Origin of the sequence: Pseudomonas syringae group sp. J248-6 (assembly GCF_032586995.1) — a bacterium.
GTDB lineage: Bacteria > Pseudomonadota > Gammaproteobacteria > Pseudomonadales > Pseudomonadaceae > Aquipseudomonas > Aquipseudomonas amygdali.
On record NZ_JAWHOP010000011.1, the window covers coordinates 158,563 to 172,622 of the forward strand.

The 14,060-nt window shown below is 57.8% G+C and carries 11 protein-coding genes; all 11 read right to left on the reverse strand.

The features are described from left to right. Positions 1–489: 489 nt before the first annotated feature. Positions 490–2,880 (reverse strand): efflux RND transporter permease subunit, encoded by a 2,391-nt coding sequence (locus tag RYC17_RS16160; protein WP_122281844.1) that lies wholly within the window; start codon positions 2,878–2,880, stop codon positions 490–492. Positions 2,881–2,907: 27 nt separating this feature from the next. Next, positions 2,908–3,951, reverse strand: a complete 1,044-nt coding sequence (locus tag RYC17_RS16165; protein WP_316889229.1) for a YCF48-related protein — start codon at positions 3,949–3,951, stop codon at positions 2,908–2,910. Between the two features lie 232 nt (positions 3,952–4,183). Further along, entirely contained in the window at positions 4,184–5,539 is a 1,356-nt protein-coding gene (locus RYC17_RS16170; protein WP_122281846.1) for a DUF1329 domain-containing protein, read from the reverse strand. Positions 5,540–6,044: 505 nt separating this feature from the next. Further along, positions 6,045–7,202: a glutathionylspermidine synthase family protein gene (locus tag RYC17_RS16175; RefSeq protein WP_316889227.1), complete on the reverse strand. Its 1,158-nt coding sequence runs from the start codon at positions 7,200–7,202 to the stop codon at positions 6,045–6,047. 11 nt (positions 7,203–7,213) lie between these two features. Continuing rightward, positions 7,214–7,960, reverse strand: a complete 747-nt coding sequence (locus RYC17_RS16180) for a DUF1190 domain-containing protein (RefSeq protein ID WP_058409668.1) — start codon at positions 7,958–7,960, stop codon at positions 7,214–7,216. A gap of 27 nt (positions 7,961–7,987) precedes the next feature. Beyond that, positions 7,988–8,413 carry a DUF350 domain-containing protein gene (locus tag RYC17_RS16185; protein ID WP_004657435.1) on the reverse strand — a complete coding sequence of 142 codons (426 nt, stop codon included), beginning with the start codon at positions 8,411–8,413 and terminating at the stop codon, positions 7,988–7,990. Between the two features lie 13 nt (positions 8,414–8,426). Beyond that, positions 8,427–9,092: a DUF2491 family protein gene (locus RYC17_RS16190; RefSeq protein WP_122258079.1), complete on the reverse strand. Its 666-nt coding sequence runs from the start codon at positions 9,090–9,092 to the stop codon at positions 8,427–8,429. 82 nt (positions 9,093–9,174) lie between these two features. After that, positions 9,175–9,729: a rhomboid family intramembrane serine protease gene (locus RYC17_RS16195; RefSeq protein ID WP_058399913.1), complete on the reverse strand. Its 555-nt coding sequence runs from the start codon at positions 9,727–9,729 to the stop codon at positions 9,175–9,177. A gap of 30 nt (positions 9,730–9,759) precedes the next feature. After that, on the reverse strand, positions 9,760–10,467 hold the full coding sequence (locus tag RYC17_RS16200; RefSeq protein ID WP_058399912.1) for a PspA/IM30 family protein: 708 nt from the start codon (positions 10,465–10,467) through the stop codon (positions 9,760–9,762). A 26-nt stretch (positions 10,468–10,493) separates the two neighbouring features. Further along, positions 10,494–11,147, reverse strand: coding sequence for a YjfI family protein (locus RYC17_RS16205; protein ID WP_058399911.1), 654 nt, complete (start codon positions 11,145–11,147; stop codon positions 10,494–10,496). Positions 11,148–11,383: 236 nt separating this feature from the next. After that, positions 11,384–14,050 carry an aminopeptidase N gene (gene pepN / locus RYC17_RS16210; protein ID WP_316903739.1) on the reverse strand — a complete coding sequence of 889 codons (2,667 nt, stop codon included), beginning with the start codon at positions 14,048–14,050 and terminating at the stop codon, positions 11,384–11,386. Positions 14,051–14,060 lie beyond the last annotated feature (10 nt).

The window sequence follows — 14,060 nt, forward strand, 5'->3', positions numbered from 1 at the left end:
ATCTTGAGGCGTAACTCATCGTTCCAGCGCTCCGCGTGGGAATGCCGTTCTGGAAGCTCTGCGTCCTGTCCCAGGTAAGCGGCGCGGCGCAAATTTGTGACGCAGAGCGTCACGAACTGCGTGCCAACGCGGAGCATTGGCACGATAGTCATCTTGAGGCGTAAGTCATCGTTCCAACGCTCCGCGTGGGAATGCCATTCTGGACGCTCTGCGTCCTGTCCCAAGTAAGCGGAGCGGCGCAAACCTGTGACGCGGAGCGTCACGAACTGCATGCCAACGCGGAGCATTGGCACGATAGTCATCTTGAGGCGTAAGTCATCGTTCCAACGCTCCGCGTGGGGATGCCGTTCTGGACGCTCTGCGTCCTGTCCCAAGTAAGCGGCGCGACACAAATTAGTAACGCAGAGCGTCACGAACTGCGTGCCAACGCGGAGCATTGGCACGATAGTTAATAGTTAAAAGGACCCAGAGTTACAGGCCGCCACAGCCTTAATGCGAAAACAATGAATTGCCCACCTTCCCCGCCATCTTCTCCGGCTTGATTAGAAACCGTGCCAGCGCGGGCAGCAGCCACAGTGCGCCGAACATGTTCCACAGCAGCATGAAGGTCAGCATCAGGCCCATGTCGGCCTGAAACTTGATCGCCGAGAAGATCCAGGTGCACACGCCGATAGCCAGGCACAGACCGGTGAACAGCACGGCCTTGCCGGTGGACTTCAGGGTTTCGTAATAGGCTTGCTGCAGCGGCAGACCGGCGCGCAGGAAGCTTTCCAGGCGGCTGTAGATGTAGATGCCGTAATCGACACCAATCCCCACTCCCAGCGCCACAACCGGCAGGGTCGCGACCTTGACGCCGATGCCCATGAACGCCATCAGCGCGTTGCCCAGCACCGAGGTCAGCACCAGCGGCAGGACGATGCACAGGGTCGCGGCCCATGAGCGGAAAGTGATCATGCACATGGCTGCCACGCAGAGGTAGACCAGCACCAGAATGACCAGCTCGGACTGCTTGATGACCTCGTTGGTCGCGGCCTCGATCCCGGCATTGCCTGCGGCCAGCAGGAACTGCAGGTCCGGCGTGTCGTTCTCCTTGGCGAAGTCCTGCACGGCATGTACGGCACGGTCCAGGGTTTCGGCTTTATGGTCGTTGAGGAATACCAGTAGCGGGGCCAGGGAACAGTCGGTGTTGTACAGGCCATCAGCGCGGGCGATGGAGTTGTTCAGCACGTCCTTGTTGCGCGACAGGCTCTCCCACTTCAGGTTGCCCTCGTTCATGCCCTTGATGACCTGTTTGGAAACGGTCACCAGCGAAATGGCTGACTGCACGCCTTGGGTGTTTTCCATCTTCCAGGCCAGCTCGTTGATCGCTGACATAGTCGAATACGCCGAGCAGCCTTCGGGGGCTGTCTTGACCATGACTACCAGCACATCGGAACTGGTCGAGTAGTGATTGATGATGAACGCGTTGTCCTTGTTATAGCGCGAGTCGGGGCGCAGCTCAGGTGCGCCCTGGTCCAGATCACCGATCTTCAGGTTCTGGCTGTACCAGAGCCCGCCACCGAAGGCCAGCAACGCCAACACAATCGACACCGGCGCGACTTTGGCACTGGCAAAGTTCGACAGCAGTCGCCAGAAAGGATGCTCGCAGACCGCATCCTGCTTGCTACGGCTCACCGCCCGTTTGCTGATACCCACGTAGGAAATGGCCACAGGTAACAGAATCAGGTTGGTGAACACGATCACCGCAACGCCGATGGAAGCGCCGATGGCCAGTTCGCGGATCACGCCGATGTCGATGATCAGCAAAGTAATGAACCCGACGGCATCAGCCAGAATGGCGATCATGCCCGGCAGAAACAGCTGGCGAAACGTGCGACGCGCAGCAGTCAGCGCGTTTTCGGCCTCGCTGGATTGCAGGGCGATACCGTTGATTTTCTGCACGCCGTGAGAGATGCCGATAGCAAAAATCAGAAACGGCACCAGCATCGAATACGGGTCAATACCGAAGCCGACGACGTGCATCAGCCCCAGTTGCCAGATCACCGCAATGAGCGTGGTACTCAGAACCGCCACGGTACTGCGGATACAACGGGTGAACCAGATCAGCAATACCAGAGTGATCAGGAACGCGATGCCAAAGAACATCACCACCATGAACAGACCGTCGATCAAGTCGCCGACTTTCTTGGCGAAACCGACGATGTGAATCTTGATATGGGGGTTTTGTGCCTGGTATTTGTCGCGGATCTTCTCTTCAAGCTGATGAGAGAATTGCTGGTAGTCCAGCGCCAGCAACGTGCCCTGGTCTGCCGGGTCCGGGTAAGACTCCTGCAGCGGAACATCAATGATGCTCGACCTGAAATCGTTGGCGACCAGTCGCCCGACCTGCCCGGACTTGAGCACGTTGTTGCGCAACTGATCCAGACTGGCGTCAGAGCCGTTGTAACTCTGCGGTATGACTTCGCCCCCCGCAAACCCCTCTTCCGTCACTTCGGTCCAGCGCACGCTGGGGCTCCAGAGCGATTTGAGACCGGAGCGGTCCACGCCGGGAATGTAAAACACTTCGTCACTGATCTGGCGCAGGGTCTCCATGTACTCTTTGGAGAAAATATCGCCATCCACCGCTTCGACGGAGATACGCACGGTGTTGCCCAGGTTCGCCAGATCGTTGCGGTGCTTCATCATGTTCTGAATGAACGGATGAGACAGCGGGATCATTTTTTCGAAACTGGTGGAAGGCCGAACCTGCGTGGCCTGCCAGAACAGAAAAATACTCGCCAGCAGACAAAGGATAATCACCGCAGGGCGATGATTGAAAATCAGGCGTTCAAGGAAGGTTGCCTTTTCATCCGAGTGTTGCGTGTGTTGAACAGTGCTCATGCCGGAATGTCCCCGCCCTGAAAGGTCTTATTGTTGGGTCGTATCGGCGCCCGTCGGCGAGGTGACGCGCACGCCGCCTTGTCCTACCAGAATCAGATTGCCTTGAAGGTTGCCGGTGACCCCGGCCAGCGAGATGCGATCGGGCCTATTGAAGACCTCGAACGTTTCGCCATCATCACTGCTGCGCATGACGCTACCGCCGTTACCGACCAGCACCAGCGAACCGTCGCCCAGCAATGTGGCGCTGGCCAGACCGAACTCGACCGGGCCGCGTGCGTCCTTCAGTTCAATGGGCTGCCAGCTGTCACCAAAATCGCTGGAACGAAACAGATTGCCGCGCAAACCATAAGCCAGCAGCGTAGAAGGCTGGGCCGTGCCAATCACGCCAAATAGCGAACCTTGATAGGGGCCTTCGAGTTTCTCCCAGGTCTGCCCATGGTCACTTGAACGAAACATGCTGCCCGCCTCGCCGACAATGAACAGGCCTGCGTCTTTCACCTGAGCAATGCTGTTCAGGTGATACTGATCTTCGTTGTCCAGCCGCTCGCTGACATCCTCCCAATGCTGACCGCCATCAACGGTGCTCAACAGCGCACCGTAAGCGCCCACGGCAAAACCGGTGTCGAGGTCCTTGAACCAGACGTCCAGCAGCGGTGCCTCGCGCTTCAAGTCCTCGAACTGCTTGCTCCAGCTCTTGCCACCATCGTTACTGGCCAGTATCTGGGCGTCATGACCCACGGCCCAGCCATGCTGTTCATCCACGAAAAACACAGCCGTCAACAGCTGGCGGGTCGGCACGCGAGCCTGGCTCCAGGTCTTGCCTTGATCATCGGAGAATAGAATATGCCCATGATCACCTACCACGACCAGACGCGCGCCAGCATGGGCGACATCCAGCAACAAACCGCGTGAGGCTCTGGCCGATTCGACAGCGTAAACAGCCTTGCCCGCAGCAGCGGCTGAAGTCGATGCAGAGTCGGCCATTGCAGATACCGCAAAGGAACATGAAGTAAAAATCGCCAGGGAAAGACCCGCGCATAACCGGATGCGTCGATGGACAGGATCACGCATGGACTTCTCCGCTCTTATTATTATCAGGTAGCTGTTATCGACTGCGTGTATCAACCGGCTCGTATTGACCCGGACGTCCACAGCCGTCCGGCTTTACCTGTGTGGAAGACCGTTCATCCTAGGCAGTTTTGCAAATGCCTGACAATCAACATGTCGTTATCTTTTGTTAAGCGCACGAATGTGATTGATGGATCATCACGATGGTTGATTGCCCAGTTTCGCCAGACGCTCGTCAGTGAATACCCCGACGACGCAATGCGGCGGGTTTGAAGGCATTTACACTGGGCACAGGCTGGGAAAAATCGCTGGTGCCGGGTTCCTGATTGTCCAGGTTCTGTACGTGATAACGCCGCGCCTGCAAGTCATGGAAAACGTCCAGTGCAGACCAGGTGGTCGGTAGCTCGTAATAGTTTTTCAGGTAGGCCATGGAGACCCGCCACAATTGCCCTCTGCCGTCATATTGATCGACAACTGCGGCCTGCCAGCTGTCTTCATCCAGGTACAGCGTGCGCCGAGAGTAGACATGCCGCGCGGTAGGTTTGAGCCTGCCCTCCACCACCCATACACGATGCAACTCATGGCGTGTATAAGCCGGGTTGAGGTGGCCGACCTGCAATAACTGTCGATAGCTAATATCAGGACTGGATATCCGGTAGTTGTTGTAAGGGATATAGATTTCGCGTTTGCCCAGCAACGTCCACTCGTAACGGTCCGGTGAACCGTTGAACATGTCGGTGTCATCTGCGGTGCGCAACCCCTCGGAGGCCGGGATCGGCATATCGTAAGCCAGACTCGGCGCCCGTCTTACCCGACGTTTCGCAGCACTGTAAGCCCATGCTTGCCGAGGCTCCTGCACCTGATCAAGTGTTTCATGGACCAGCACGGCGGAACCGGCCATGCGTGTCGGGCACTGGATAAACGACAGGTAATAAAACAGCACATTGTCCAGACTGGCAAAACTGCCCGCAGGGTCATAAAAGCGGAACAGCACTTTCTGACGCGAGGTGTTCAATTTGAAACTGCCGTCACGCTGTATGGCGACCTCCGAAGTCCCCCGTACCACGTAATGACCGCGATAGCGGGCAATGTGATTCCACACGGCCTGAATGCCCTTTTCCGGAACAGGAAATGGAATGCCGCCATAGGCATCGACAAAACCGTTACCGCCACCGATCAACCGGGCGTTTTGCGCATTATGGCGTGTGTTGTCGTATACCCATTGCGGTGCCGACCCGGAACGTCGGGTGGTGTATATCGGCATCTGATAACTGTCGGGCCAGGTGTCGAACATCGCCACCTGCCCAGGTGTCAGGTAGCTGCGATAGTGCTGCATATTGGCGTGGGTAATAGTGAACAGGGGCTTGTCTGCAGCATACGGGTCGACATGCCGTGTGCCTGAGCCCTTGTATCCGGGCGGAGGCCGGGTGATTCCGCCACGCCAGGGCGGGATGGTCCCTGCTGCGTTACCCGACACCTCGCCTCCCAGCGGTGTCAGGCGGCTTCCGAGCAGCGTAGCGCCAGCTGCCAGACTGGTGTTGAGCGCGAGCAGCATCGCCAGCGCGAACCCCGGCAGTTGTTTCATGAGCATGTTGGCTCTCCTTGCGTGGCCTGTCCGTAACCAGTGTCTGACGTTCAGGCCGATAGTGTTTACGATGTAAACGGAGTGTTGTGAGAGGCGTATAGATTGACTGTTCGACCATCAAACTTTTAAACGGATAAAACAGCCACTGTTATTATTGATCTCACGAACACTGTGTCGGTCAGGCAAGTGCCTGTAGGAGACTTCTTGCACGTGCGATACCGCACACTATGTGCCAATGAAACGGGCACTCAGAGTCGCTCACGGTAATGCAACGCAAATGCCAATAAGCGTAAACATACAGATCACTCTACAGAGCCGGTACAGATCAGTTAATTAATGGACCTTCTGTATGGGCAGCATTAAAAACACGAGCACAGTCTGTTTGATTGTCAGACATAACATCAGACTAGTCACCGGTTGATGCCGGTCATTGCGGGCTCTATAAACGTTCGGTAACAGCGAGAGTGTTACGTGTATTGGACAAGTAACACTTATTGAGGGTAAGCAGCGTTCAGTCGATAACGACGTGGGGCAGGAACCGGCTGGTGTCTTTGGTGATCAGACTGTCGTCTTCACGAATGCCGATTCCGGAGGCAAGGTCGCCGATGACCCACGAGCCAATCAGCGTGTAGCTGTCACCAAATCGCGGCAGCGGCGAGTACGCCTGCAAAATATAAGGCGCATCAGTGTAAGGCCCATCAACTGAAATCACCTGATCGCCAGGCGTGCGCATTTCGATGTTGGCACCTTCGCGGGAAAAGTAAGGTTTGCGCACCCAGCCTTTGGGAACCGGTCTGCTCGGGTCCTGATCGACACGCGAAGGCAGCAGGTTCGGATGGCCTTCATTGAACTGCCACAACAACGGCAGAATTCCCTTGTTGCTGAGAATCGACTTCCAGGCAGGTTCAACGAACTGAGTGCCACTGGCTGGAACGTGCTGGCCAAACTCCTCGTGAAAGATATGTTCCCAGGCGTGAAGCTTGAACAGCCGCTCGATCCAGCGTCCGTCCAGGTCGACAAAGCGGCCCTCGGCACTGAGCCCTATGTCCTCGATATCGATATGCCGAGCATCAATGCCCACGTGCGTAGCCATGCGCCGCAGAAAATCGGTAGTACCACGGTCCTCGACAGAGCCGGACATCGCCGAAAAGTAGAACGGGCTCGCCCCCGGAAACTCGGCAAACGCCCGAACAAGATCCTCGGCAATCGAATTGAACTGGCTGGCATGCGCAGGCAGAACGCCGCGCGCCATCTGCTCATCCAGCCAGAGCAACTGAAACGCACCGGCTTCCATCAGACTGGTGGGCGTATCGGCATTGATTTCGTACATCTTTGCCGGGCCCGTGCCGTCGTAGGCAAAGTCGAAGCGCCCGTAAAGGTGCGGATGCCCCTGCTTCCATGACGTGCGGATCACATCAAAGAACGCTTCCGGAATCGCCAGCCGGTGCAACAACTCTTCGCTGTCCACCACCCGCGCGACTGCGTCCAGACACATCTGGTGAAGCTCCTGGGTAGGCACTTCAAGGTCGCGGGTAATCTGCTGCTCGGTGAACAGATAATACCCGCGCTCATCCCAATAGCGCTCGCCATCGATGGTGTGAAAGTTGAACCCTTCACGTTCCGCCGTGGCGCGCCAGTCCGGGCGTTCCTCGATACTGATCTTTTTCATGGCCCGGACCGTCAGCCTCCGAAACTGCTGCTGCCAACGCTGCTCTTGCCGCCCCAGCCACTGCGTGCCGAGGCCTGGCTGCCGAAGCCGCCGCGCGAGATGGTCGACGACACCGAGGACGAGCCGGAGCCCGAACTGCCCAGGTTGCGCCCCAGCGTGCTCTTGCCATAGCTGCGATCGGAACTGGATTGCGCCTGGGTCGAACGGCCGAAGGTCTTGCCGCGATCAATCTGACTTGGCAAGGACGAGCTGTAGTAACCGCCGCGGTCATCGCGCGTCTGGTAGATAGGTTGCGAGTAATAGCGATTGTTGCCGAAGCCATTGCTGAGCAGATTGCCGATCAGCAGACCAGCCATCAGCCCGGTGGTGCCGCTCATGCCTGCGGGAGCGGACTGGGCGACTTCCTGATTGGCCCGGTCCAGCGCCTCTTTGGGAACACGCCCGGAAAAACCCAGCTCAAAGCCGCCGAGTTTCGGCATGTACTTGCCATCCGAAGTGACCTGGCAATAATCCGGTACAAAGTCCGCGTCGCAAGACGCCTTGTCATCATAGGTCGGCGCTATGCGGCGATGGTCGGACAGCGCCTGCATGTAGGCATCCGAACAGACATTTACCGGTACCTTGGCATCAACGCATTCCTGCACCGAACTGAAGTTGGCCTGCGCGTTGAAAGTATCCTTGTCTTCCGACGGGCCACACCCGGCGAGGGCCAGCGGAAGCGTGCTGGCAAGTACCAGCTTTACTGAACTGCGTCTCATCGTGAGTCTCCTTGTCCAAGGCTGCCGTCAGACCGAAGGGGTCATGCAGGCTGCGTTGAGAAGACCGACGCTGATTGCGACGCTGGCCGAGTAAATGGCGGCAGCCATTTCGCCCTTGGCAATACGTGTCGACAGGCCCTTGAGCACCAGGCTGGTAACACCGAACGCCAGCAGTTGCACAACAGCTGCGATCACTACCCAGACGATCACATCCAGAATGCTGATGCTGTAGCTGATGATGTTGCTGGCTGGCAGTGCGAAACCGATCAGCGAACCACCCAACGCCAACGCGGCAGCACTGTTGTTCTCGCGGATCAGCGCAAATTCCTTGTGCGGCGTGATCCTGCTGTAGATGAACTGGAACAGGGCGAACAGAATGGCCGCCACCAGAATGTACATGATGAAGCCAATCACGGCAGGGGCATTGAGCGACATACGCAGCGCGTCGATCATGAAGATTTCCTTGTCAAAGAACGTTGATATCAGTGGATTGCAGCGTTATGCCAACGGCCGTGGTGAGGGTAATGCTGCCCTCTTCGTCTTCCTCGACGGAAAACAGCAGAAACTCACGGCGGTTGATCAGCCCCGTTTCGCGGGCATACAGCATGCTCAGGTGTTTGACGCGATACGCAGCATCAGGGCTGACAATATCCTCATCCAGCGGCGTCAGCTCGGTCTGGCCGGGCGACGTGCCCCATTGCCGTTCGAATACCTCGCCATCGTGTTCGTAGGTAGGCAGGCCGATCTTCGACGACGGACCGGTCAGGCGCAGCAACTCATCCTTGCTGGTGATCGGCTCGGCGCTGTAGTAACCGAACAGAATGATGTCCTGCACGTCTTCCGGATTGGGGCCGTTGCTGACCACCTGCAGGAAGTAGTCCTCGTTATCCAGGTAGAAGCGATGCAACGCCATCGACTGGCCCAGATCTACGCGCCCCACGGCCCAGACCTTTTCATCGTCTGGGACAACCACCTGCGAATGCCCGTCGAGCAACAGCTTCAACGAGCTGTCCAGACACAACATGCGACCGGACGCCAACCCTAACGGGCTGACCGTGCTGACGGGTTGCACGCTATCACGACCTGATGCCTTGGGTGCTTCCAGCCCCATGGCACGTTTGAACCAACTCATAGTGCAATTCCCTTGAAGTCGACTGGAGCCGGTGTGGACATGTCTTTAACCGGAATAAACACACCCTGTTCACGAGACTGGCTCACTGCTGCGCCAGCAACGCTCTGGAATGCATCAGCCACGCTACACAAATACCCGCCAGTGCGCCGGCAATATGTGATTCAAACGATACGCCAGCTACCGGGACAAAGCCGAAAACCAGTCCGCTGTAACCGGCCAGTACCAACAGCGCGACCAGCACGCTGGCGATACTGCGCTGATACCATGCCCGCGCGAGCAGGTAAGCCCACAAACCAAAAATCAGCCCGCTCGCACCGACATGGATATTGCTGCGACCGAAGCTCCAGACCAGCAGCCCGCCCAGCAGACAGACCAGCCCGGCGACCCACGCATAACGCCTGACACCCTCAGTTGCGACCAGCCAGCTCAGCACAATGAACGGCAGCAGGTTGCTGAGCAAGTGCTGAATCGAACCGTGCAGAAAAGGCGCAAACACAATGCCGCGCAACCCGGTCGCGCTGCGCGGAATGATACCGAAATGAATCAGGCCGTTGCCGGTGATCGAGTTCAGCACTTGCACCGCAATCATAACTGCCGACAGGGCGAGGATGACCTTGAGTCGTTTGGAAAACTCCATTCAACATCCTCGCCTGCCCTGTTGCGTCACTTACTGAGCCGGCGTCTGGTTTTTGGCTTTCAGACGCGCCAGTACATCTTGCGCACCGCCACTTTTGGCACCAATACCGGCATCCTGCAGACGACGCTCCAGGTCACTGCCGCTGGACTGGCTGGCCAGTTCTTCCGCCGCTTCGAGCTTGGCGTCCTGTTCATCCTGACGTTGCTTGAGACGCGCCAGCGAGCCTACTGCGGTTTCGACTGCGCCGCTGGCACCACCGGTTGCAGTGGCCGTTGCAACGCGAGCTTTTTGCACGGTTTCACGGGCCTTGGCCATCTCGACCTGTTGCTTGAGGCTCTTGATTCGCGATTCGGCCTTGACCACCTGCTCTTGCAGCAGGCTGACCTGCTTGTTGAACTGATCGGCCAGTTCCTGCTCCTGATCACGCAGGGCCTCGATCTCGGCGATCTTGTTCGCGCACTCGACAGCCAGCGCTTCTTCACCCTTGTTCAGAGCCTGCATGGCGCGGCCTTCCCAGTTGGCGATGCTGGTGGCGTGCTCTTCAAGACGCTGTGCCGAGAGTTTGTGCTTGGCCTTGATGGTGATCAGCCCGTCGCGGGCCTTGACCAGCGCGTTCTCGGCGTCACGAATTTCCTGATCCAGAATGCGGATGGCATTGGCATCGGCAATCGACTCGCCCACTTCGGAAGCGCCACCACGAACGGCGGTCACCAGTTTTTTCCAGATACTCGTAGTCATGAATATTCTCCGCCTGACAGCGCTGTTCAGTAGATGAAATGATCTTCAAAAGCGTCGGCCGCACGGATCACGTTGTCCGCGAGGGTAAGGATTTCCTGCACGATTACGGTGAGCGACGATGCTGCGCTTAAAGCGCCAAACAGGCAGTAGACTTCCTGACCGTCACCGAGCTTTTCGATACCGACCGATGACAGCGGAAACAGATCGCGGCTGCGCAGAACGACGTCGTTGAACGCCTGCACGTTCTTGATCTTGTTCACTTCGATCAAGGTCGCGTCAGCCAGAATCTGCTCGCCTTCCACCGCGATGTAAATCGGCAGATCGCCATACTCGGCCATGGTCAGCCTGATGCCCGAGGCATCACCCTCGGTTACATCGAGCTCGATCTTTCCATTCGTCACCAGCTCCAGTTCGCAAAGCGCCTTCTGCAAAGAGCTGATGGTCCAGTGGGTATTCTCGGTCATGAAATCCTCCAGTTTTATTCTGTCGCCCAAAAAGGGCTGTCTTAAGGCTTTTTCAATGCCACGCAGGGCATCGACGTTCTCGGGCCGGATCCAGAATTCCCGCTTGACCAGCCCCGCCTCTTTGAGTCGCAGACGCATTTCACGCATGTAATCAGTGGAGCTCTTGGAAACTTTGGCCGGGACCGCTGCGTTGTCGCCCTGGGTTTTACGAGGCATTGGCGCTTCCCCCTTGCTGCTGGCCGTGAATCAGGTAAGCAACGTATCAGATGTTTTTGAAGATAGATACGCATCACATGTGAGATTTTTATGGACACCAAAAATTCTCGCTCCCACGCGGAGCATTGGCACGATAGTCAAATCACCGCACGGCGACGCACACTCCAAAAAAAAGCGCTGTCCGCATCAGCGGACAGCGCCTTTCTCACAAGTGCCTGTCAGGCACTGGGCAACCCTTATTCCGCCAGGCTTTTGCTCACCACTTCATACACGTCCGCCGACAGTTTGCCGGAGGCGAGGATGCGCTCCAGCTCGGCTTTCATCAGCGCCTGACGGGTGCTGTCGTATTTGCGCCAGCGTGTCAGCGGAGCCAATTGGCGAGAAGCGATCTGCGGGTTCAGGGCGTTCAGTTCGATCACCAGATCCGCGAGGAAGCGATAGCCGGAGCCATCAGCCGCGTGGAAGTTGACCAGGTTCTGCCCGGCGAATGCACCGATCAGGGCACGCACCTTGTTCGGGTTCTTGATGCTGAATGCAGGATGCTTCATCAGCTCCTGCACGCGTTGCAGGCCGCCCGGCTGGGTGCTGGCCGCCTGGACGCTGAACCATTGATCCATGACCAGCGCGTTGCTCTTGAAGTTCTCGGCGAACACGGCGAGCGCTTTGTCGCGCTCGGCCGTAAACGGCGAATTGACCAGCACCGCCAGCGCAGTCAGGCGCTCGGTCATGTTGTCACTGGTATCGAACTGGTCGATGGTCGCCGCCAGTACTTCAGGTTTGCCGCTAAGCATCAGGTACGACAGCGCAATGTTCTGCAGCGCGCGACGCGCGAAATGCGTGGACTCGGCGACGTATGGCGTGGCTCTGGACACCTCGCGGTTGGCCTTGTAGCGCGTCAGCAGACTGTCAAACAGGCCGTCGGCCAGTTGCTGACGGGCAAATTCGCGAGCGGCGTGAATGGCATCGACATCCGCCACTTCGCTGATCTCGGCCAGATAAGCTTCGCCCGGCAACGAAAGCATTTCTGCGACCATCGCCTGATCCAGACGCTCATCCGCCAGCACGGTGCCCAGCGCAGTGATCAGACGTTGATCCATGACCAGTGGCTGACCTTGCTGGTGCTGACCGATCAGCTCCTGCAATACCTGGACCGCCAGTTGCTGACCGGCATCCCAACGGTTGAAACCGTCGCTGTCGTGCTGCATCAGGAACATCAGTTGATCGCGGTCATACGGAAAGCTCAGCTTGACCGGCGCAGAGAAACCGCGCAGCAGTGACGGCAGTGGCTTTTCGGCAACGTCAACGAAGGTGAAAATCTGCTCGGACTCGGTGACCGAGAGCACTCGCGTGGTGCCGGCAGCTGCGGTTTCGTCCGCCAGACGCAGGGCAATTTCGCCGCCTTTGCTGTCCAGCAGCCCTAGTTCGACCGGAATCACAAACGGCTGCTTCTGATCGCCAGGCTGACCTGGCGTGCTTGGGCAGCTCTGGCGGAAAGTCAGGCTGTAGGTTTTCGCAGCAGCGTCATACGACTCGCTGACCGCCAGACGCGGCGTACCCGCCTGGCTGTACCAGCGGTTGAATTGGGTCAGGTCGACGCCGTTGGCGTCTTCCATGGCCTTGATGAAATCGTCGCAGGTCACGGCCTGGCCGTCATGGCGTTCAAAATACAGATCACTGCCCTTGCGGAAGCCTTCGGCGCCCAGCAGGGTGTGGAGCATGCCAACCACTTCCGAACCCTTTTCGTAAACGGTCAGGGTGTAGAAGTTGGAGATTTCGATGAAGCTGTCCGGACGCACTGCGTGGGCCATCGGGCCTGCGTCTTCGGCAAACTGGTGAGTTCGCAGGTAAGCAACATCCTGAATACGCTTGACCGTGGCCGAGTTCATATCCGCCGAGAAACCGGCGTCGCGGTACACCGTGAAGCCTTCCTTGAGCGACAGCTGGAACCAGTCACGGCAGGTCACGCGGTTGCCCGACCAGTTGTGGAAGTATTCGTGGGCAACGATCGCTTCGACCCGCTGATGCGCGGCATCGGTCGCAGTCTCGGCACGCGCCAGCACGGCACTGGAGTTGAAGATGTTGAGGCCCTTGTTCTCCATCGCGCCCATGTTGAAGTCGTTGACCGCGACAATCATGAAGATGTCCAGGTCATACTCACGACCGTAGGTTTCTTCATCCCAGCGCATGGATTTCTTCAGGCTGGTCATGGCGTGCTGGCACTTGTCGACGTTTTCTGGCTCGACATAGATGCGCAGGGTCACTTCCCGCTGGCTCATGGTGGTAAAGGTGTCTTCGATGCACCACAGATCACCGGCTACCAGCGCGAACAGGTAAGCCGGCTTCATGAACGGGTCTTCCCACGTCGCCCAGTGCCGTCCGCCGTCTTCTTCGCCGCTGGCAATCGGATTGCCGTTGGAGAGCAGAATAGGGAAATTCTGCTTGTCGGCGCTGAGCGTGGTGGTGAACTTGCTCATCACGTCGGGGCGGTCGAGGTAATAGGTGATCTTGCGGAAGCCTTCGGCCTCGCACTGGGTGCAGAACATGCCGCTGGACTTGTACAGGCCTTCCAGTGCGGTGTTGGATTCCGGATGGATGCGCACAGTACTGTCGACCGTGAAGCTTTCGGCTTGCGGATGCAGCGTCAGGTGATCTTCTGTCAGTTGATAATCCGCAGCGCTCAGCTCTACGTCACTCAGCTTGACCGAGACCAGTTCCAGATGCTGACCGTCCAGCACCAGCGGCGGCAGGCCTGCGCCGCGCTCGGGGTTGCGGCGCATGACCAGTTGGGCGTGGACCAGCGAGTGGTCGTCGAACAGTTCGAAGGTCAGGTTCGTCTCATCGATGAGGTACTCGGGAGCCTGGTAGTCCTTCAGGTAAATCATTTTCGGTTGTTCGGTGCGCATGCTGGAATCC

Excerpts from the sequence above, each read along its gene's own strand:
- RYC17_RS16160 (WP_122281844.1), bottom strand. The coding sequence starts at position 2,880 with ATGAGCACTGTTCAACACACGCAACACTCGGATGAAAAGGCAACCTTC.
- RYC17_RS16165 (WP_316889229.1), bottom strand. The coding sequence starts at position 3,951 with ATGCGTGATCCTGTCCATCGACGCATCCGGTTATGCGCGGGTCTTTCC.
- RYC17_RS16170 (WP_122281846.1), bottom strand. The coding sequence starts at position 5,539 with ATGCTCATGAAACAACTGCCGGGGTTCGCGCTGGCGATGCTGCTCGCG.
- RYC17_RS16175 (WP_316889227.1), bottom strand. The coding sequence starts at position 7,202 with ATGAAAAAGATCAGTATCGAGGAACGCCCGGACTGGCGCGCCACGGCG.
- RYC17_RS16180 (WP_058409668.1), bottom strand. The coding sequence starts at position 7,960 with ATGAGACGCAGTTCAGTAAAGCTGGTACTTGCCAGCACGCTTCCGCTG.
- RYC17_RS16185 (WP_004657435.1), bottom strand. The coding sequence starts at position 8,413 with ATGATCGACGCGCTGCGTATGTCGCTCAATGCCCCTGCCGTGATTGGC.
- RYC17_RS16190 (WP_122258079.1), bottom strand. The coding sequence starts at position 9,092 with ATGAGTTGGTTCAAACGTGCCATGGGGCTGGAAGCACCCAAGGCATCA.
- RYC17_RS16195 (WP_058399913.1), bottom strand. The coding sequence starts at position 9,729 with ATGGAGTTTTCCAAACGACTCAAGGTCATCCTCGCCCTGTCGGCAGTT.
- RYC17_RS16200 (WP_058399912.1), bottom strand. The coding sequence starts at position 10,467 with ATGACTACGAGTATCTGGAAAAAACTGGTGACCGCCGTTCGTGGTGGC.
- RYC17_RS16205 (WP_058399911.1), bottom strand. The coding sequence starts at position 11,147 with ATGCCTCGTAAAACCCAGGGCGACAACGCAGCGGTCCCGGCCAAAGTT.
- pepN (WP_316903739.1), bottom strand. The coding sequence starts at position 14,050 with ATGCGCACCGAACAACCGAAAATGATTTACCTGAAGGACTACCAGGCT.